Source organism: Pseudomonas sp. BGI-2 (assembly GCF_004310295.1).
In the GTDB taxonomy this organism is placed as follows: domain Bacteria; phylum Pseudomonadota; class Gammaproteobacteria; order Pseudomonadales; family Pseudomonadaceae; genus Aquipseudomonas.
The window spans coordinates 24,365-41,778 of sequence record NZ_SISB01000044.1; the positions used below are offsets into that span (position 1 = coordinate 24,365).

Annotated in this window: 14 protein-coding genes; 7 read left to right on the top strand and 7 right to left on the bottom strand. The window is 61.2% G+C overall.

Annotated elements, in window-relative coordinates; genetic code table 11:
• Positions 1 to 15: 15 nt before the first annotated feature.
• The 5 genes from EYC95_RS24610 to EYC95_RS24630 are packed head-to-tail and all read right to left on the bottom strand — an operon-like array spanning position 16 to position 4,863.
• Entirely contained in the window at positions 16 to 1,041 is a 1,026-nt protein-coding gene (locus EYC95_RS24610) for a polysaccharide biosynthesis/export family protein (protein WP_131062632.1), read from the bottom strand.
• Between the two features lie 23 nt (positions 1,042 to 1,064).
• Complete coding sequence (locus EYC95_RS24615; RefSeq protein WP_131062633.1) at positions 1,065 to 1,712, bottom strand: CpsD/CapB family tyrosine-protein kinase; 648 nt, start codon at positions 1,710 to 1,712, stop codon at positions 1,065 to 1,067.
• Complete coding sequence (locus tag EYC95_RS24620; RefSeq protein WP_131062634.1) at positions 1,713 to 2,459, bottom strand: sugar transferase; 747 nt, start codon at positions 2,457 to 2,459, stop codon at positions 1,713 to 1,715.
• Positions 2,456 to 3,514 (bottom strand): NAD-dependent epimerase, encoded by a 1,059-nt coding sequence (locus tag EYC95_RS24625; RefSeq protein ID WP_131062635.1) that lies wholly within the window; start codon positions 3,512 to 3,514, stop codon positions 2,456 to 2,458. Before EYC95_RS24625 ends, EYC95_RS24620 begins: the two co-directional genes overlap by 4 nt.
• A complete protein-coding gene (locus EYC95_RS24630; RefSeq protein ID WP_131062636.1) occupies positions 3,511 to 4,863 on the bottom strand; it encodes a UDP-glucose/GDP-mannose dehydrogenase family protein in 1,353 nt (450 codons plus the stop codon). Before EYC95_RS24630 ends, EYC95_RS24625 begins: the two co-directional genes overlap by 4 nt.
• Before the next feature lie 388 nt (positions 4,864 to 5,251).
• Between EYC95_RS24630 and EYC95_RS24635 the strand changes: the two genes are divergently transcribed.
• Complete coding sequence (locus tag EYC95_RS24635; RefSeq protein ID WP_131062637.1) at positions 5,252 to 6,949, top strand: sulfatase-like hydrolase/transferase; 1,698 nt, start codon at positions 5,252 to 5,254, stop codon at positions 6,947 to 6,949.
• A 113-nt stretch (positions 6,950 to 7,062) separates the two neighbouring features.
• Here EYC95_RS24635 and EYC95_RS24640 read toward each other — a convergent pair whose 3' ends face one another.
• A complete protein-coding gene (locus tag EYC95_RS24640; RefSeq protein WP_131062638.1) occupies positions 7,063 to 8,118 on the bottom strand; it encodes an AraC family transcriptional regulator in 1,056 nt (351 codons plus the stop codon).
• 71 nt (positions 8,119 to 8,189) lie between these two features.
• Between EYC95_RS24640 and EYC95_RS24645 the strand changes: the two genes are divergently transcribed.
• Positions 8,190 to 9,104 (top strand): LysR family transcriptional regulator, encoded by a 915-nt coding sequence (locus EYC95_RS24645; protein WP_131062639.1) that lies wholly within the window; start codon positions 8,190 to 8,192, stop codon positions 9,102 to 9,104.
• Between the two features lie 132 nt (positions 9,105 to 9,236).
• Here the strand turns inward: EYC95_RS24645 and EYC95_RS24655 are convergent, their stop codons facing one another.
• Positions 9,237 to 10,166: a LysR family transcriptional regulator gene (locus tag EYC95_RS24655; protein ID WP_256656997.1), complete on the bottom strand. Its 930-nt coding sequence runs from the start codon at positions 10,164 to 10,166 to the stop codon at positions 9,237 to 9,239.
• A gap of 94 nt (positions 10,167 to 10,260) precedes the next feature.
• Here EYC95_RS24655 and EYC95_RS24660 point away from each other — a divergent pair, with 94 nt between their 5' ends.
• The 5 genes from EYC95_RS24660 (at position 10,261) to EYC95_RS24680 (ending at position 17,392) form a co-directional block, all read left to right on the top strand.
• Entirely contained in the window at positions 10,261 to 11,100 is an 840-nt protein-coding gene (locus EYC95_RS24660) for an AraC family transcriptional regulator (RefSeq protein WP_131062641.1), read from the top strand.
• Positions 11,101 to 11,323: 223 nt separating this feature from the next.
• Entirely contained in the window at positions 11,324 to 13,150 is a 1,827-nt protein-coding gene (locus EYC95_RS24665; RefSeq protein WP_131062642.1) for a DUF1302 domain-containing protein, read from the top strand.
• Positions 13,151 to 13,161: 11 nt separating this feature from the next.
• Complete coding sequence (locus tag EYC95_RS24670; RefSeq protein WP_131062643.1) at positions 13,162 to 14,499, top strand: DUF1329 domain-containing protein; 1,338 nt, start codon at positions 13,162 to 13,164, stop codon at positions 14,497 to 14,499.
• Between the two features lie 161 nt (positions 14,500 to 14,660).
• Positions 14,661 to 16,010 carry a DUF1254 domain-containing protein gene (locus EYC95_RS24675; protein ID WP_131062644.1) on the top strand — a complete coding sequence of 450 codons (1,350 nt, stop codon included), beginning with the start codon at positions 14,661 to 14,663 and terminating at the stop codon, positions 16,008 to 16,010.
• Entirely contained in the window at positions 16,007 to 17,392 is a 1,386-nt protein-coding gene (locus tag EYC95_RS24680) for a DUF1254 domain-containing protein (RefSeq protein WP_131062645.1), read from the top strand. The genes EYC95_RS24675 and EYC95_RS24680 overlap by 4 nt, the downstream gene beginning before the upstream one ends.
• Positions 17,393 to 17,414 lie beyond the last annotated feature (22 nt).

The window sequence follows — 17,414 nt, forward strand, 5'->3', positions numbered from 1 at the left end:
TCGGTCACCTGAGAGTTAGTTGCTGTCACTGTCTTTGTTGTCGACGCGGTAGCCGAAGCTGAAGCCCACGCCCTGGAACAACACCACGTCCGCCAGTTGCCGCGCGAGCTCACCGGCGCTGGCCAGTTTGGTCTTGGGCACATAGAGCATGTCGTCCGGTTGCAGGTACGCAATCTGCGACGCATCGCCCGACAAGGCTTTTTCCACGTCATAACGCACGGCCTGAACCTGGTTGCCGTTGCGACGCATGATCACCACCGAATCGAGCCGCGCCTTGGTGTTGCTGCCACGGGCCAGGGTCAGTGCTTCGAGCACCGAGACCGGCCGGCGGATCGGGTAGGAACCCGGTTGGCCGACTTCGCCCAGCACGTAGATTTCATTGCCGGCGGTGGACTTGAGCAGCACGTCGACGGTCATCCGCCCCGGCAGTTGTGCGTAGCGTTTGTTGAGGAAGGTTTCCAGTTGATTGACGGTCATGCCTTGCAATGGCACGGCGCCGATTTCCGGGAAGCTTGCGTAGCCGTCGGTGCCCACGGTGATCTCCCGGCTCATGCCGGTACCCGGGTGGTTCAGGGCACTTTTGAGGTTCGCCTCTTCGCTCAGCGGGCTGAGGACCTGCACGGACAGCTGATTGCGGTTAGGCTGGAACAGCTGCTTGCGTTGGTAGACACGCTGGATTTCCTGACGCGCTTCTTCGGACGACAGCCCGGCGATTTTCACCGAGGTGTTGGCGCCCGGCAGTTCAATGGTGCCATCGGGCAGCACCAGTTGATTGCCGTTGAGCTGGCTGGCGGCAGTGAAGTTCAGGCCGACCTGGTCACCGGACTGGATGCGGTAGGCACTCGATCCGGTGGTGCTGATGCGGAAGATCACGTCCAGCACATCCTGTGGCCGCAACGTCTGTTCGACCTTGGGCATGTCGGTGGCCTGGGCATTGGCCGGCGCGGCCGTGAGGATATTCACCGGCATGTGCTGGGTTTCGGAAGTGCTGGAGCAACCTGCAAGCGGCAGCAACAGCAGGACAAGCATTTTGGCGTTCATGTCGTCATCCCTTTCTGGTTGCTTTACAGGTTTTTGTACAGCCACTTCGGCATGTAGTACTTGCGCCGGTTGAAGACGCTGCCGACCAGTTTCGCGCCGGCCTGGGTCAGGCGCTGAACCGCCGCCTGGGCCACTTCCCAGCGCGTGTCTTCAGAGCGCACGACCATGATCACGCCGTCCACCTGGGTGCTGATGATCATGGTGTCGGCGGCGGAATACACCGCGTCACCGTCGATCACCACAAAGCGATACTGACTGCCGAGCTGATCGAGCAACGGGCCCAAGAGTTCGGGTGTCAAGTGTTCGTTGCCGCGCACAAACCGGCCGTTGGGCAGGATGTGGAAGGGCAGGCTGGAGACATTCACCACGCAGTCCTGCAGCAGTGGCGGGCTCTGGGTGTTGAACAGCAGGTCGCGAAAACCGCGCTCTTTAGTCAGCCCCAACTGCTGGGTGAGGTTGGTCGCCGAATGGCTGGCATCGACCAGTAGCACTTGGCCGCTGCTCATTTGCGCCAGTTGGCTGGCCAGCGCCAGGGCACTGGTGGTGGTGCCAGCGCCGGGGTTGGCGGCGGTCAGGAACAGGATCCGCAGATCAAGATCGAGCACGGTCGAAGTCAGATTGGACTCGCTCGGGTTGGCAATGCTTAGGCTTTTGGCTGATGAACCGTCCATTTAACTCGCTCCGTGGCCGCTGAACACTTTGAAGGGGGTTTTCAATAGGATCTTCAGATCAAGCAACAGGCTCTGCTCGGCGATATAGCTGAGGTCCAACTCAACGCGCTGGTCGAAGTCGATATTGCTGCGCCCGGAGATCTGCCACAGGCCGGTCATGCCGGGGTAGATGCTCAGGCGTGCAAGGTGATTGTCCTTGTAGCGGTAGGCGTTGAACGAGGTTGGGCGCGGGCCCACCAGGCGCATGTCGCCTAAAACCACATTGATCAGGTTCGGCAGCTCGTCCAGGCTGCTTCGCCGCAGGAAGCCACCGATGCCGGTGATGCGCGGATCCTTGTCGATTTTGAAATCAATCGCGTCGGCACCGTGCTTGTTCAGGTGACGCAGGGACTCCTTAAGCTCCTCGGCGTTGGCCACCATGGTGCGGAACTTGTACATGCCGAACTTGCGACCGCGGTAGCCCGTGCGTTTTTGCACGAACATCACCGGCCCCGGGCTGCTGAATTTGATCGCCAGTGCCAGGCCCAGCAGGATGGGCGAGATCATCACCAAAATCACCAGCGCACCGAAGCAGGCGACAACGCGATTGGTGCGCGACAACGTCCACGGCCGACCGCCGTCACGGCCGGTCATCCAGCCGCGACCCTGCATATGGATCGCGGTATCGAGGCGCATTCGGTGCTCCGGGTCGAGGCGCTTGTCTTGGCGCATCTGTTGCACGGGCACCGTTTTTTCATGTCCAGTCATGGAATCCTCCGCTGAAGTTCAGCCGCTAGCGGCGCGTGGGCGATAGGCAGTGGGTAGTAATCGCGGAACCAGGCGATAAAGCGCCCGAGTCCCTCATCCAGCTCGATACAAGGCTGAAATCCGGTTGCCCGAGCCAGGTCACTGGCATCGGCGCAGGTGTTGAACACATCGCCTGGCTGCAAAGGCAGCAACTCGACGAGGGCTTTTTGTCCTAGGTGTTTTTCCAGCAGCGCCAGGTAATCCTTGAGCTCAACCGGGTGCTGGCCGCCGATGTTGTAGATCCGCCACGGCGCCATGCTGCTGGCCGGGTCCGGTTGTTCGCGGTCCCATTCGGCGTTGGCTTGCGGTGGACGTTCGATCAGGCGCGTGATGCTTTCGATGATGTCGTCGATGTAGGTGAAGTCGCGCTGGTGCTCGCCGTAGTTGAACAACTTCAACGGCTGACCTTCGGCAATCGCCCGGGCAAACTGGATCGGCGACATGTCGGGCCGGCCCCAAGGCCCGTACACGGTGAAAAAACGCAGGCCGGTGCAGGGAATGCCGAACAGATGGCTGTAGCTGTGGGCCATCAGCTCGTTCGCTTTCTTGGTCGCGGCGTACAGCGACAGCGGGTGGTTGACGCCGTCCTTCACCGAGTAGGGCGTGTGCTGGTTGGCGCCGTACACCGAACTGGACGAGGCGTAGATCAGGTGCTTGACCGGGTGGTTGCGGCAGCTTTCGAGGATGTTGAGGAACCCGTTCAAATTGCTGTCGAGGTAAGCCCGAGGGTTTTCCAGGGAGTAACGCACCCCGGCCTGCGCCGCGAGGTGAATCACCACCTCGGGTTTTTCACGGACAAACAGTGCCTCGATGGCCGGACCATCGGCCAGGTCAACCGTCGCGAGCTGGAAAACGCCAACCTGCTCCTGCACCCAATCCACGCGGTCGTGTTTGAGTTGCGGGTCGTAGTAGTCGTTGAAATTATCCAGCCCGCACACGTCGTGCCCGTCGCGCATCAGCCGCAATACGCAGTGGGCACCAATGAAACCGGCCGCTCCGGTGACGAGAATCTTCATGGTCGCGGCGCCTCGGGAACGATGTGCCGCAGGCCGATGCCGCTGTAGTGCAAACCGGCCGCCGCCACTTGTTCCGGGTTGTAGAGGTTGCGACCGTCGACGATCACCCGTGAACGCAATTTGCTCGCCAGCAAGTCAAAGTCGACCACGCGGAAATTCTTCCACTCGGTGCAGATCACCAAGGCGTCGGCGTCTTCCAGGGTGTCGTCGCGGGTGGCGCACAGGTGCAAGTTATTGCGGTAGCCGTAAATGCGCCGGCATTCAGACATGGCTTCCGGGTCATAAGCCTGCACGCTCGCGCCTTCGGCCCACAGCGCTTCCATCAGGTAACGGCTGGGGGCTTCGCGCATGTCATCGGTGTTGGGCTTGAACGCCAGGCCCCAGATTGCGATGGATTTGCCGGCCAGCCCGTTGGGGAATTGCGCTTTCAGTTTGCTGAAGAGGATGTGGCGCTGACTGTCGTTGACGTCAGTGACGCTGCGCAGCAGACGCAACGGCATGCCATTGTGTTCAGCGGTGTGCAGCAGGGCGCGCAGGTCCTTGGGGAAGCACGAGCCACCAAAGCCGCAACCGGGGTAGATGAAGTGATAACCGATGCGCGGGTCCGAACCGATGCCTTTGCGCACCGCTTCGATGTCCGCGCCCAGCAGTTCGGTGAGGTTGGCCAGTTCGTTCATGAAACTGATGCGCGTGGCGAGCATCGCGTTGGCCGCGTACTTGGTCAGCTCGGCGCTGCGGTTGTCCATGAACATGATTTTTTCATGGTTGCGGCAGAACGGCGCGTAGAGCTCGCTCAGCTGGCCGCGGGCTTCGTCGTCGTCGGTGCCGACGATGATCCGGTCCGGGCGCATGCAATCGGCGAGGGCGCTGCCTTCCTTGAGAAACTCGGGGTTGGACACCACCCGCACGTTCAAGGCGCTCTTGCCGCGGCGATGCAGTTCTTCGTTGGCGGTGGCGGCCACCTGGTCCGCGGTGCCGACCGGCACGGTGGACTTGATGATCAGTGTGCGATCGGCCTCCATGTAACTGGCGATCTGGCGGGCCACATTCAGGACGTGGCTCAGGTCGGCCGAACCGTCTTCGTCGGCGGGCGTGCCGACGGCGATGAAAATCAGCTCAGCGTGTTCGACCGCATCGCTGGCCTGGGTCGTGAACAGCAAACGGCCGGCCTTGATGTTCTCTTCCAGCGTGCCGGATAACCCCGGTTCGCTGATCGGTGGCACGGCCTGTTGCAGTTGTTTGATCTTGTTCGGATCAATGTCGACACATAAGACGCGATGCCCGACATCGGCCAGTGCCGCTGCTTGTATCAGGCCGACGTAGCCCGTACCAAATACGCTCACGTCCATATTGGCGTGCCTCGTAAGACGGTTGAAAGAACTGAAATAAGACTGTCAAAAGGGGTATAGCCCAGCGCTGGGAAAACGTGTCAGCAAAATGACATGTTGCTTTGCTATAACAGCCCCAATTTCGGGGCGATTTGCCATCAAGTGCTTGCCGCAGCTGGATTTGCCGCGGTTTTGGCAGGTTTTTCACATTTCGAAGAAAACGATAAACGGTCGTAAGGCTTGAAATACAAGGGTTACAGCCGGTCAGGTGTGTCAGATTTGAGTCAACGTTTTTTTGACGCTTTGTCGAAAAGCCCGACATTTCTTGCGCTTTGATGTCCCGGTGCTAGTGTCAAAAAATGGCCGACAATCTATTGGCCAACGGACGGCCGCGAGCATCGGAAATACTATGATTCGATACCTCAAAGAACTGCTCTTGGTTCTCTATTTAGTTAAGAGCTACGACTATTACCTGGAACGCCTCAGCGCCATGGGCATCGGCTTCCCGGTGCTGCTGTTTGGCGGGATGTTTATCGCGCTGACAGTGGCGCTTTTCATGACTGCCTACATTCGCCAGACACTGCTCCGGCATGTGTTCGCCCTGGCGATGTTTGTCTCGGCGGTGTTTTTCGATGTTTATACGCGCGTCACGGCCGATTACCTGACGTACAGCAGCTTTGTGTCGCTGGTGTACTCCGGCGGGTTCATCCAGGAGGCGGCGTACCAATACCGCGACGCGATCATCAGTGGGGTGGTCGCCGGATTGCTTCTGCTGTTTGGCATCGGGCTCAAGCCGCGGCGGCGCATGCCGTTGCCCGGTGCGTTGCTGGTGGCGGCGCCGGTGCTCGGGGTGCTGTTGCTCAGCGCGGTATTGTTCGTACGAGCCGGCGAAGGTGCCCGCGGCCTGCCGATCATGTACACGCCGCTGGCCTATTTGAACCTCTTTACCTACGAAGCCCTGCACAACACCGTCGGCCCGCGCGAATCAGTGAGCCTGGCGCGCAACGACTCACCGCCGGGGCACGACATCGTGCTGATCATCGATGAAAGCATTTCCGGCAACTACCTGGACATCAACGCGCCGTTCGGTGTGCACAGCAAGCTCAAGGAACCGCGCCCAGGGGTCGAGATCTTCAATTACGGTTACGCCGCGTCCATTGCCAATTGCAGCGCCGACACCAACATCACCCTGCGCTACGGCGGCACCCGCGCCGACTACATGCGCATCAACAGCACGATGCCGTCGATCTGGCAGTACGCGAAGAAAGCCGGCCTGCGCACCGTCTACATCGATGCCCAGCGTACCGGCGGCAACTTGCAGAACCTGATGAACGATGCCGAGAAAAAGGACATCGACGAGTTTGTGCAATTCGACCAGACCAGCGTGCGCGATCGCGACATGGCGACAGCGGCGAAGCTGATCGACCTGCTCAACGACGGTAAGCCTGAGCTGGTGGTGATCAACAAGGTGGGCGCGCATTTCCCGGTGCACGACAAGTACCCGGATGCGTTCATGGCGTATCGTCCGACGTTGCCCCGGGGGCAATTTGTCGAGATCGTGGACACCGGCAAGCGGGATGGCTTCAACGGTCAGCCGGATGACTGGGTGCTGTACCGCAATGCCTACAAGAACACGTTGCTGTGGAACGTTGGGGAGTTTTTCTCACGGGTGTTTGCCAAGGCGGACATGAGCAATGCGCTGCTGATTTACACCTCGGACCACGGGCAAGACCTGCATGAGCGGGGCAACCCCGGGTTGAATACGCACTGCGGCGGAGATCCGGTGGAGGAAGAGGGCCTGGTGCCGCTGGTGGTGATTCAAGGGGATCAGTTGCGCACACTGGATTGGCAGAAGGCGCTGACCGCGAACAAGAATCGGTCGAGTCACTACAACATCTTTCCGACGCTGTTGCAGTTGATGGGGTATGACCTGGCGGGGATCGAGGCGGTTTATGGCAAGCCGTTGAGCGTGCCGACGGCGGACGACTTTACGTTCAACTACCGGTTCAATGCGCGGCTGGGGGCCAAGCCTGAGTGGAAGTACATTGACCTGAAGAGCATTGTGACGCCGGGGCAGGCGGCTACGAGTGTGGCGGTGGGGCAGTGAGGTTATGAGGTGTCTGGGGCGGCCCCTTCGCGGGCAAGCCTCGCTCCTACAGGATTTGCGGCGTTCACAAAACCCTGTAGGAGCGAGGCTTGCCCGCGAAGAGGCCCTGCCGGTCAGAACAAATCTGAAGATTGTGCCCATCTCGTCCGGTACACCCCCGGCGCACACCCCAACCACCGCAAACACGCGCGGTTGAAACTCTGCACATCGCTGTACCCCAGCCGATCCGATATCTCCACCAACTCCAGATCCGCTGCCTGCAACAGATCCTCGGCCAGGCAACGGCGATACTCGTCCTGCAACTCGGAAAAACTCCAGCCCAAGGCCTTCAAGCGCCGCGCCGCCGTGCGTTCCAGCCAGTGATGGTCGGCGCAAAACTGCTGCCAGTTTGCGCGGGCAAGGTCCGCAATCAGATGGTCGCTGACCTGCTCCAGCAACGTCGGTTCGCTGTTGCGCCGAGTCTGCTCCAGCAGGTCCACCAGCGTTTGTTCCAGCTCATGGTTGCCCGGCGTCAACGCTGTCACAAACAACTGCGGATCGAGGCGGATCGAATGATGTGGCTGTGCCCACTTCACCGGCGCGCGGAATGCCTGTTCATGCGCCTGCGGGTTGGCGGTACGTGGCCACGCCAGACCGATCTCGATAATCGGATCACGCTCCAGCCCACTGGCGAGGAATTTGCGACGCAGCATGCTGCACAGGCTGATCACGATGTAATCGGTGGTCGACGCACAGGCTTTCAAGCTGCCGCAGTCCAGCAGCCGCAACTCGACGCCGTCATCGTCACGCACGATCTGCGCCCGGAAGTGCCCGTTGAAGAACGGAAAGAATCGCTCGAAATAATTGCAGGCGCTTTCCAGTGATGCCGCGACGTCGAACAGGTAAGTCAGGCCATTGGTGGCGGTGGAGACGAAGCGTCGGCCCGCCGCCAGACCGATCAACGGGTCGCCAGTCTGCTCCAGCGCAAACGCCCAGAAGCGACGCGAAAGGAACAACGGAATACGCATGAACGGCGCACGCAGTTCGAACAGGCTGCGGCGAAACAGGCCTTCGAGGGTTTCCCGGGCAATGCCTCTGCCCAGCAGTTCTTCGATGGCCGGCAGCAAGGTCGGCGCATAAAACGCATTGGGCACTGGTTGATGGAGCAGTGGCTGATCGCTTTTTGTCATGTAGGGCTCACAGCTTGTTTCGGGACACTGGTTAGGCTGCCCGACGTTAAGCGATTTGCCGGAGCAAGACCATGCTTGATTTACGCCAGCTCGACCTGAACCTGCTGCTCGCCTTCGACGCGATTTATCAGCAACGCAGCGTCACCCGCGCCGCCGAGGTGATGTGCCTGTCGCAACCGGCCATGAGCAACGCGCTGCGGCGCCTGCGCGAACTGTGCGGCGATCCGCTGTTCATCAAAAGCCGTCTCGGCGTGACGCCGACGCTGGTGGCGCATCGTCTGGCCGACTATGTGCGCGCCGCCCTGGAATCGTTGCGCGATGGTTTGCGCATGATTCCGGCCGCGCGGCAGAACAACCCGTTGCTGCGCATCAGTTGCCTGGACTGCCTGCAACCGGTGCTGCTAGACGCCTTGCTCGAAGCGCCGCATGCCGACTGGCAGGTCCGATACTTCCAGCCTCGCCGTCGCGATGCCTTGCAGGAACTGGCGAGCGGCAAGCTCGACATTCTGATCGACCTCGATCAACCGCTGGCCGGGCTCGCCGGTCTGCACAAGCAGGTGTTGCCGGCCGACCATTACGTGTTTGCCTACGGCGACGCGCTCAAGGAACCGCCGCGCACGCTGCAAGCGTATCTGCAGCAGCCACAGATCCAGATTTCCAGCCGTCGCGATGGCCTAAGCCCGGTGGATTTGTACCTCGGTTTGAAAAGCCTGCGCCGAACGGTGGCGGTGAATACCCAAAGCACACTGGCGGCGAAATTGATCGCCGATCGGCAGCCGTTCGGCATGAGCCTGCCGAGCCGGGTCGCCACCGTGCTGGGGTTGCAGCAAGTGCCGTTGCCGTTGGACGAACCGGTGGAGCTGAAACTGGCGCTGTACATCGAAGCCCGTTACCGCTTCGAGCGCAGCCGGGAGGAAGCGATGCATTGCCTGCTGCGTGCGCTGGGCGCGCCGCGAGCGGTGCAGTCGCTCGCACGTCGCGCCTAGTCCAAAAGCTGCACAGAACCCCTGTAGGAGCGAGCCTGCTCGCGATGGCATTGTGTCAGCCAGTGATGAGTGTGACTGACACACCGTCTTCGCGAGCAAGCTCGCTCCCACAGGGATAGCGGGGATGCGACTTTACTGCGGCCGATCCACCGCCAGCAAACGCTGGTCAACCGCCAGAACCGCATCGACCATCGCCAACGCCGCCGGTGTCAGCGAGTAGCCGGAGCGGCTGACAATGCCGTAGTGCAGTTGCAGGCCGGGGTCATCGCTGGGGACGTCGACAAAATCCAGCAGGCGGATGAGTCCTTGTTCGGCCGGTTCAGCCAGGGCTTCCATGGTCGCGATGCCGACGGCGTCGGAGTGCATCACCACTCGGCGGATCGCGTCGAATTGCGCGCATTCGACGCTGGGGTTGAAGTCCGGTTCGCCCTGCACGTCGGCCAGGATCTTGCGGATCATCGGTGGAATCCGCGTACCGACCACGGCATAGCCGAGCAGGGCACGCAGGGTCAGGTTTTTCCGTGTCGCCAACGGGTGATCGATCCGGCAGAAAAACCGCCCGCGCCGGGGTCGCAGCAGTTGCACCTGATACCGCGGATCGCCGGTGAAATAACGCGAATCGGCCACCAGGAACTCGATCTGTTGCTCGCGCAGCCACAGCGCCAGTTGTTCCCAGTCGCCGAGGTGGAAACTCGTGCGGATCGCCGGATGGGCCTGGATAAACTCTGCCAGCGCCTCGGGCACCAGCAGCTGCGCCGGATACGGGCCGCAGCCGAAATGCAACTCGCCACCCGTCAGGCCATTGTATTGGGTCAATTCGTTGTGCAATGCCTGACTGCCGGCCAGCAGGCGCCGGGCGTGTTGCAACACCAGTTCGCCCTGGCCGGTGAGGCGGAACTCGCGACTGCTGCGTTCCACCAGCGCGCAATCAAGGTCCCGTTCAAGGGTCTGGATACTGCGGCTGAATGCCGGCTGGCTGAGATTGATCGCCTCGGCGGCGCGGCCAAAACTGCGGTAATCGGCGAGGGCCACGAGGTGTCGAAGCTGGCGTAAGTCCATCATGCGTCTCCTGCATTCGGCGGATACTTTTAATGCATTTGATCGATAACACGGCGACTGGCATAAGTACAACCCTGTCTTCTCGCCGTAGCCTGCCATGCCTGATCAATCCTTCGCTTCCAGTGCGTTTACCCGAACCATTCTCAACCATGCCCGGCAGTCCGGCCTGTGCCAGGACCAGTTACTGCAGCGCGCCGGCATCAGCCTGTCGTGGCTCGACGGACAGGGTCAGCACATCCCCGCGCACCTGGTCGAACAGCTGTGGCGCGAATGCGAGCACGCGGGCGTTGCTGCCACGTTCGGTTGCGAATTGGTGAACAGCATGGCGACCACCTGTCTGCAAGGCTTGAACATCCTGCTGGACTCCGCCGCGACATTGCGTGCCAGCCTGGCCTGTTTTACCGGGTTCCTGCCACGGGTGACCAACTACGTGGTGGCCGAACTCGAAGAGGTTGACGGGCAGGCCCGACTGCACCTGCGCGCCGCCCACGGGCAGCCGCACTTTTATGGTCTGGACGCCGCGACGTTGACCTTGGTGCGCAACATCGCCCGGCGCGTCGGGCGGGCGCCGGGGGAGATGTTTGTCGGTGTCAGCCTGACACCGCAGCAAGCGGCCGGCGACTGGTTGCGCAGCGTTGGCATTGAGGTGCAAGAGGGCGCGCATCCGTGCCTGCAACTGCCGTCGGCCAGCCTTGACGAACCCTTGCTCGGTGCGAATCCGTTTCTGCATCAAAGCATGCTCCGCCACTGGCAAACCGAGGCGGCGCAACACACTCGCAGCGACAGCCTGGACATGGCGCGGCACTGGCTGACGGCCGGTGACCAGCCGATCGAACGCATCGCCGAACGCCTCGGTTACCGCCAGCCGAGCAACTTCATTCGGGCCTTTCGCAAACAGTTCGGCATCACCCCCAAGCAGTTTCGACTGAATCTGTAAGAGCACGGCTTGCTGGCGGAAGCGATTTCACGGCCGTCTTCGCGGGCAAGCCTCGCTCCTACAGAAACTCATCGGTCTGTAGGAGCGAGGCTTGCCCGCGAAGAGGTCATCAAAGACACCGAGATGCACCGTGATGATTATTTTTTGTCGGCCATCGCTTGCGTGTAGCGGTGGATTGTTGGGCACCGTGTCCGGGCTGAGTAATCCTGACCGGAGCCTAATAATGATAAGAACAAGCTCGGCCACAGCCGCAGTCCTCCAGCGACCGCATCGGCTTGGCCACACCCGCCCGCAACCCCTTGCGCTGGCGATTCTTGCTGTCCTGACAAGTCCGAGTTACGCCACCAGTTTCGACATTAACGAAGACTGGAGCTTGTCGACCAAAACCACGTTGTCCGTGGGCAGCAGCTGGTCGACGCAGAACCCCGACAAAAGCCTGATGACCCGCGCCAATGCCCTGCAAGCCCAAGGCGTGCGCGCCAACGGCAGCAGCGTCAGCGCCGACGATAATCGGCTGAACTTCGAGAAGGGCGATCCCATTTCGCAGACCTTCAAGGGCCTCACCGATTTCAGTCTCGATGGCCAGGGCCAGGGCGCGTTCATACGCTTCAAATACTGGTACGACCACGCCTATGAAACCCGCAAAGGCCGGTTCAAGGATTTTGACGATTCGGGGTGGGACGACCTGTCGAAGTTCAAGGGCTTCGAGATGCTTGACGCCTATGTCTGGAAGGATTTTCAGGTGGCCGAACGCCCGTTGACGGTGAAGGTCGGCAACCAGGTGTTGTCGTGGGGCGAGTCGCTGTTGATCCAGAACGGCATCAACGTGATCAACCCGCTGGACGTCTCGGCGTTCAACCGCCCGGGCGTGGAAATCAAGGAAGGGCAGTTGCCGGTGGAGATGGTGTCGTTCAGCTTCGGCCTGACCGACAGCCTCAACCTCGAAGGCTTCTACCAATACAACTGGCGCCCCAGCGTACTCGACGGTTGCGGCACGTTTTTCGCCAGCAGTGATGCGATCCAGAAGGGTTGCGGGCCGTTGTATTTGAGCCAGGTGCAGACCGATCAACAGATGCAGGCGGCTGGCTTGTACGCCACCTCTCGTGGCAACGAATCACCGTCCGATAACGGCCAGTTCGGCTTCGCCCTGCGCAACATGATCCACGCGCTGAACGATGCCGAAGCCTCGATCTACTTCATCAACTATCACTCGCGGCTGCCGTATTTCACCCTTGATGCGAGGAACACCAGCCTGCCCGGCACCTTTCCCGGTGGCGTTCAGGCGCCGAGCTACGCGGCGGCGTTTCCGGAGAACATTCGCCTGTACGGCATCAGCCTGAATGGCGTCGAACCCAACAGCGGAATTTCCCTGGCCGGTGAGTTGAGCTATCGGCCGAACATGCCGCTGGCGATCAACGCACCGGACATCAACGTCGCGGTGATTTCCGGGCCGGGCGGCAGTTCCTGGGTTGACCTGCCACCGGGGTTCAACACCAACCGTGGCAGCCGCTACGACGGCTGGGTGCGCAAAGGCGTGTGGCAGATGACCGGCTCGGCGACCCAGGCCTTCGACCACATCCTGGGCGCGACCCGTTTGAGCCTGTTCGGTGAGGCCGGTGTCGTGCACATCGACGATCTTGGCGACGAGCGTCTGGGGCGCAATGCCGCGTTCGGCCGCAGTGCGCCGCGCAACGGCACGACTTGCAACACCGTGGCCTCTGGCGTGACCAATCAGTACTGCACCGACAAGGGGTTCGCCACCGATTGGTCGTGGGGTTATCGCCTGCGCGCGAGCCTCGAATACAGCGACGTGCTGCCCGGGATCAACCTGATTCCGGCGGTCAACTGGCGGCATGACGTCTCGGGTTATTCCTACGATCCGCAAGGACCGTTTCAGGAAGGTCAGCAAGCCCTGGGCCTGAGCCTGACCGGCATTTACATGAACGATTACAGCGTGGAACTGGCCTACAACGCGTTCTTCGGCTCCAACGACTACAGCACCCTCGACGACCGCGACTTCGCATCCGTCAGCTTCAAGGCAGACTTCTAAGGAGAACCGATATGCGTATGCAATTGTGCGTGCTGGCGCTGGCCTGCACCGTCGGCCTGGCTCAGGCCAAAGGCACCGATTCCGCCGCCCTTGGCAAAACCCTGACCCCCATGGGTTCGGAAATGGCGGCCAACGCCGACGGCAGCATTCCGGCCTGGAGCGGAGGCCTGGCGAGCAACGCCGGCACCGTCGATAGCAAGGGCGGTTACAGCGATCCGTATGCCGCTGAGAAGCCGTTGTTCACCATCGATTCGAAGAACGCCGCGCAGTATCAGAAGTTTCTCAGCCCTGGGCAGATCGCGTTGTTCAAGCGTTTTCCCGACAGCTACAAGATGAACATTTACCCGACGCACCGCAGCGCCAATCTGCCCAAGGATGTGCTGGCGCAGAGCCGCGACAATGTCGCCAAAACCAGCCTGGCCGACGGCGGCAACGGCTTGCACGATTACGCCCGAGGTATACCGTTTCCGCTGCCCACCGAAGGTCTGGAGGTGATGTGGAACCACATGACCCGCTATCGCGGCGGCAGTTACGAGCGCATCAGCAGCTCGGCATTGGTGCGTGAAAACGGCGCCACCAGTTACGTGCGCAACCAGTCGCTGATCAACTTCGCGGACACCGTGGGCGGGCTGGAAACGGGCGCCAACATCCTGTTCATGTTCAAGAGCCGCGTGCTGGAACCGGCGCGTCTGTCCGGCGAAGCGGTGCTGGTGCATGAACCGATCGACCAGGTCGCCGAGCCGCGTTCGGCGTGGCAATACCTGCCGGGCCAGCGTCGGGTGCGTCGCGCACCGATGATTGCGTATGACAACAGCGCCCGTTACAGCAACGGCCTGATCACCGCCGACAACATCGACGGCTACAATGGTGCGCCGGACCGTTTCGACTGGAAACTGATCGGCAAACAGGAGCTGTTCATCCCTTACAACAGCTACAAGATTGGCAGCCACGGGCTCAAGTATGACGAGGTGATCAAACCCAATCACATCAATCAGGATCTGGCGCGTTATGAGAAACACCGGGTGTGGGTGGTGGAAGCCACGCTCAAGCCCAACGCCCGGCACATCTACGCCAAGCGCCGGTTCTATGTGGACGAGGACAGCTGGCAGATCGCGCAGTCGGACCAGTACGACAGTCGCGGAGAACTGTGGCGCAGTGGTGAACTGCACGCGATTCAGCAGTACGACCACGGCTTCACCTACAACGTGCTGGAAACCTCCTACGACCTGATTTCCGGCCGCTACTACGCCGGTGGCCTGGCCAACGAAGAGACCGAACCGATGCGCGTCGGCTTCGCTGCCAAGACCGATGATTACACCCCATCGGATTTGCGCCGCTGGGCCAAGTAACCGCGATTTCAAGCACCCCATAAACCTAATGTGGGAGCGGGCTTGCTCGCGAAGGCGTTGTGTCAGTCACCATCAAAGTTGCCTGACACACCGCCTTCGCGAGCAAGCCCGCTCCCACAGGGAACGGTGTGTGCCGATGTTTATCTACCAGGAGACCTGCCGTGCGCTACTGGATATCCGCTCTCGCCCTGGGCGCAAGCCTAGGCTCTGTCCACGCTGCAACCCTCGATCAAACCCAGGCCAAGGCACTGGCGCAAGAGGCTTACGTTTTCGCCTACGCCACGGTCGAACACGACAAAGTGCTCACCGCCATCGCCGCCAGACTGCCGTTCAACCGGCTCTACAGCGAACCGCGATTGCTCGGGCCGCAGGACAACAAAGTGGTGTCGCCAAACAACGACACGTTCTATTCCCGGGCCTTGCTCGACCTGCGCGGCGAGCCCATGGTTCTGCAAGTGCCAGCGGTGGAAGGGCGTTATTACAACTTCCAACTAGTCGACATGCGCACCGACAACCTCGATTACATCGGTACTCGCGCCACGGGCAACCAGGCGGGACGTTACCTGATCGCCGGACCGGACTGGCAGGGCGACATGCCGGCGGGATTCAGCGGCTTGATTCGCTCGCCGAGTCGGCTGGTGTTCCTGCTCGGGCGCACCGAGGTCAAGGGCGAAGCCGACCAGAAAGATGCGGCAAAAGTGCTGACGGGCTATGCGCTGCAACCGTTATCCAAAACGTTCGGTGGAGCGACGCCCGAAGCGTTGGCCCCGCTGCAATTGCCGCCGTATCAGGAGACGAAACATGGACCGGCGCAGGCGCTGCTCGGCACCTTCAATGCCTTGGCGCCGCTGCATGAATGGACACCCGGTGAACGCTCGAAGCTGCAGCGTTTCGCTGCCATTGGCGTGAAGCCCGGCGCAGCCTTCCAACCGCCGATGGACTTGATCGAAGCAATCGCTCAAGGCGCAGAGGCCGGCCGCGAACAAGTCCGTGTCGCCTCGAGCCAGCTATCGGTGGAGCAGCAGGGCTGGTTCCGTTCGCCGACCAATGTCGGCAAATTCGGCGACGATGACCTGACCCGAGCGGCGGTGGCGTGGCGCTACATCTACGCCAACGATCCGGTGGAAGCGGTCTACCCGATGGCGTTGCACGATGCGCAAGGCCAGACGCTGGACGGCAGCAAAAGCTATCGCCTGCATTTCCCCGCCGGCCAGTTGCCGCCGGTGAATGCCTTCTGGTCATTGACCCTGTACGACAGCAAAACCCAATTGCTCGCGGCCAACCCGATTCAGCGTTACGCCTTGGGCGATCGCAGTCCCGGTTTGCACTACGACGCTGACGGCGGCCTGACCCTGATTCTGCAACCCACCGCGCCAGCGCAAACGCATCAGGGCAACTGGCTGCCGACGCCTGAAGGCCCGTTCAATCTGTTGCTGCGCTTGTACCTGCCCAAACCCGAAGCGCTGGACGGCAGTTATCGGATGCCGACGATCGCGAGGGTCGAGCCATGAACCTGATCTTCAGTCGTCGTCGCGTACTCGGTGGCATGGGTGTGCTGGGAGGAAGTCTGATGTTTCCACGCTGGTTGCTGGCCGCCGACGCGGACGACACTCGGGCCATCACTCGGGAGGCGTGGATCTACGCCTACCCGATGCTGATGCACTATCAGACCTTGGAAAAACAGCTGCTCAATCCTGCCGCACCGGAATACGTCGGCGGGTTCAATCGCTTCCGTCATTACAGCGAGTTGTACACCCCGAAAAACCGCGAAATCGTCACGCCGAACAACGACACGCCGTACTCCTGGGCCTGGCTGGATCTGCGCAGCGAACCGCAAGTGTTGAGCGTGCCGGCGGTCGACGATGATCGTTACTACGTTCACCAATTGGTCGACCAGTACACCCACAATTTTGCCTACGTCGGCGTGCTCAGCACCGGGCGCGAGGCGGAGGACTACCTGATCGCCGGGCCTGACTGGCAAGGGCCGACACCGGCCGGTATCAAGGCCGTGCTGCGCAGCGAGACCGAGATTGTCATGGTGCTCGGGCGTACCGGTTTGAAAAACGCTGATGACTTGCCGGCGGTGCGCGCGTTGCAGCAGCACTATCGATTGCGTGCGCTGCATGAGTACACCGGCAGTCCGGCACCTACCGCGGCGCCCGCGGTTGCGTGGCCGGTGTGGGACAGCAAAACCGGGTTGGGGCCGTCGTTCATCGCGGCGCTGAACCAGATCCTGACGTTGTGTCCCACTCATCCATCCGAGGATGCGTTGCGTGCGCGATTCGCGCGTATCGGTATCGTTCCGGGTCAGGGTTTCGATGTCGCGGCCCTGCCGGTGGAAACGCGTCAGGCCTTGATCGCCGGGATTCAGGATGCGCAGGCGCAACTGCAAGCAGCGGTGAGTCAGGTTCGCACCACCCTCGGCCTGTTTGGCACCCGAGAAGCGTTGCAGGGCAACACCCTCAACCGCGCCGTCGCCGCGCACGTCGGCATCTACGGCAACAGCGTGGAAGAGGCGTTTTACACCGGCACTCGGCAGGACAACCAGGGCCAGCCGCTACAAGGTGGTCGTCAGTACCGATTGCGCTTCGCGCCGGGGCAGTTGCCACCGGTCAGCGAGTTTTGGTCGTTGACGCTGTATGACCTGCCAGACCGGCAACTGGTGGCCAATTCGATTGACCGTTATTGCCTGAGCAGTCGCAATCAGTTGCAGGCGGACGCGGATGGCGGGTTGACACTGGTGATGCAGCCTTCGGCACCGCAAGCCCAGAGCAACTGGCTGCCGACGCCGGCGAGTGGGGCGTTTACCCTGGTGTTGCGGTTGTATGGTCCGGGGCGGGAGGTGATTGAGCAGGTGTGGCGGATGCCGGTGGTTGAAGTGATTGCTGCATAACCCGTTAGACCGCTATCGCGAG

Bases quoted from the DNA above. Each gene is read 5' to 3' on its own strand.
- EYC95_RS24610 (WP_131062632.1), bottom strand. From the start codon at position 1,041: ATGAACGCCAAAATGCTTGTCCTGCTGTTGCTGCCGCTTGCAGGTTGC.
- EYC95_RS24615 (WP_131062633.1), bottom strand. From the start codon at position 1,712: ATGGACGGTTCATCAGCCAAAAGCCTAAGCATTGCCAACCCGAGCGAG.
- EYC95_RS24620 (WP_131062634.1), bottom strand. From the start codon at position 2,459: ATGACTGGACATGAAAAAACGGTGCCCGTGCAACAGATGCGCCAAGAC.
- EYC95_RS24625 (WP_131062635.1), bottom strand. From the start codon at position 3,514: ATGAAGATTCTCGTCACCGGAGCGGCCGGTTTCATTGGTGCCCACTGC.
- EYC95_RS24630 (WP_131062636.1), bottom strand. From the start codon at position 4,863: ATGGACGTGAGCGTATTTGGTACGGGCTACGTCGGCCTGATACAAGCA.
- EYC95_RS24635 (WP_131062637.1), top strand. From the start codon at position 5,252: ATGATTCGATACCTCAAAGAACTGCTCTTGGTTCTCTATTTAGTTAAG.
- EYC95_RS24640 (WP_131062638.1), bottom strand. From the start codon at position 8,118: ATGACAAAAAGCGATCAGCCACTGCTCCATCAACCAGTGCCCAATGCG.
- EYC95_RS24645 (WP_131062639.1), top strand. From the start codon at position 8,190: ATGCTTGATTTACGCCAGCTCGACCTGAACCTGCTGCTCGCCTTCGAC.
- EYC95_RS24655 (WP_256656997.1), bottom strand. From the start codon at position 10,166: ATGATGGACTTACGCCAGCTTCGACACCTCGTGGCCCTCGCCGATTAC.
- EYC95_RS24660 (WP_131062641.1), top strand. From the start codon at position 10,261: ATGCCTGATCAATCCTTCGCTTCCAGTGCGTTTACCCGAACCATTCTC.
- EYC95_RS24665 (WP_131062642.1), top strand. From the start codon at position 11,324: ATGATAAGAACAAGCTCGGCCACAGCCGCAGTCCTCCAGCGACCGCAT.
- EYC95_RS24670 (WP_131062643.1), top strand. From the start codon at position 13,162: ATGCGTATGCAATTGTGCGTGCTGGCGCTGGCCTGCACCGTCGGCCTG.
- EYC95_RS24680 (WP_131062645.1), top strand. From the start codon at position 16,007: ATGAACCTGATCTTCAGTCGTCGTCGCGTACTCGGTGGCATGGGTGTG.